Here is a 1262-nt window from a genome sequence, read left to right as displayed (position 1 = left end):
CGTCGCTGAAGCTGGCGGCGGATGCGGTCAGTGCCTGCGTGATGGCAAAAGCTAAAGCACTGATCGCTACGGTCTTACGATTTACGAGTTGCATGATTAGCCCCCTGTGGCTATGTGATGAAGCTGGTTTCCCCGGCCGGCTCGACGCGCTTGCCGTGCGCCGGAAGGCGCCGAAACGCCTGCTTGCGCGTAAGCGAGTTTGTCGAGCGGGATTCGAAGTTGCCGGCGGTTGGTTTCCTGACCGGCACGCCATCGGACGTTCCGGTACGACGACGGCGCTACTACGCTCCGATGCACTTCTTGTAGTGCAGGAGAGCGAACTGCCATTCCGAGTTGTTCCCCTTTCGCATCCGACGGATGCGTCCTTTGTTAACCACGTCACATTACATTGAAAGATTTTCTTATATTTGTGACGTGCATCACATTTTTCAGTTCGGCATAAAAAACTTGCATCGAATCATTGAACGCAAATTCCAAGCCAATTAACGTCTTGCAGTGCCGGCTTCGGGACGACAGGGAGAAAGCTTCAGCAAAAAAAAAGGCGCCAAGCGCCTTTATGCAAAAAGTGGACTCAGTGATCGGAATTCAATTCGATGCCGTTCGCATGACAGTCGCACACTCGGCTACCGGTTACCCCGCGCCACCTTCGCTTTAGTCATTTGGAGATATTGCACAAAGCAACGCCAGACAAGCCCGCAAACCGGGCTTGTCTGGCGTCATGTGCGTCTTTTCAAAGGGATTGTCTCACGGCGCATTCGCACCGTGAGACTGTCGGCTCGTCAATTCGAGCACAACACCGTGAGTATCCCCGTCTTGCCCGCAACCACAGTGTTATAGAACGAGAATGTCCAACTGTCGTTGGTGGTATTCACCGTGGTAATCGCGCTAGCGTAAGCGTAGGCCGCATAGGGCGAGTTACCGGTGATCTGATAACTGCCGCTCAGCGCATTCGGATGATCCGCGGGACAGGTCAACGTAAAGTTCGAAAGGCCCGAACCCGCGGTCCCGTTGTTCGAAACAATCGCCGCACTGCTATTGACGACCGTGGTCAGGTTCACGCCACCAACAAATCCGGGGCCGGTCGCACCCGTTGCGCCGGTTGCACCCGTCGCGCCTGTGGCACCGGTCGCACCGGTGTCACCCGTCGGTCCGGTCGCGCCCGTCGCACCGGTAGCACCCGTCGGACCAGCCGAAGGAGCAGTCGGCGCACGGAAATAGCCGTACGCATCCACGATCAGATTGGTCGTGCGCTGCGCTTCGAC

At 56.8% G+C, this 1262-nt stretch carries 2 protein-coding genes; one reads left to right on the top strand and one right to left on the bottom strand.

Annotated elements, in window-relative coordinates; all coding sequences use genetic code 11:
- On the top strand, positions 1 to 392 hold a 392-nt coding region (locus F455_RS23295; RefSeq protein WP_169337377.1), incomplete at its 5' end, for a hypothetical protein.
- A 387-nt stretch (positions 393 to 779) separates the two neighbouring features.
- On the opposite strand, the gene F455_RS22300 is transcribed toward F455_RS23295, so the two are convergent.
- Positions 780 to 1262, bottom strand: a 483-nt coding sequence (locus F455_RS22300) for a hypothetical protein (protein ID WP_018974935.1), incomplete at its 5' end; no start/stop codon positions are given.

The organism is Rudaea cellulosilytica DSM 22992, from assembly GCF_000378125.1.
Classification (GTDB): Bacteria; Pseudomonadota; Gammaproteobacteria; order Xanthomonadales; family Rhodanobacteraceae; genus Rudaea; species Rudaea cellulosilytica.
This window is presented reverse-complemented; position numbering and strand designations above follow the sequence as displayed.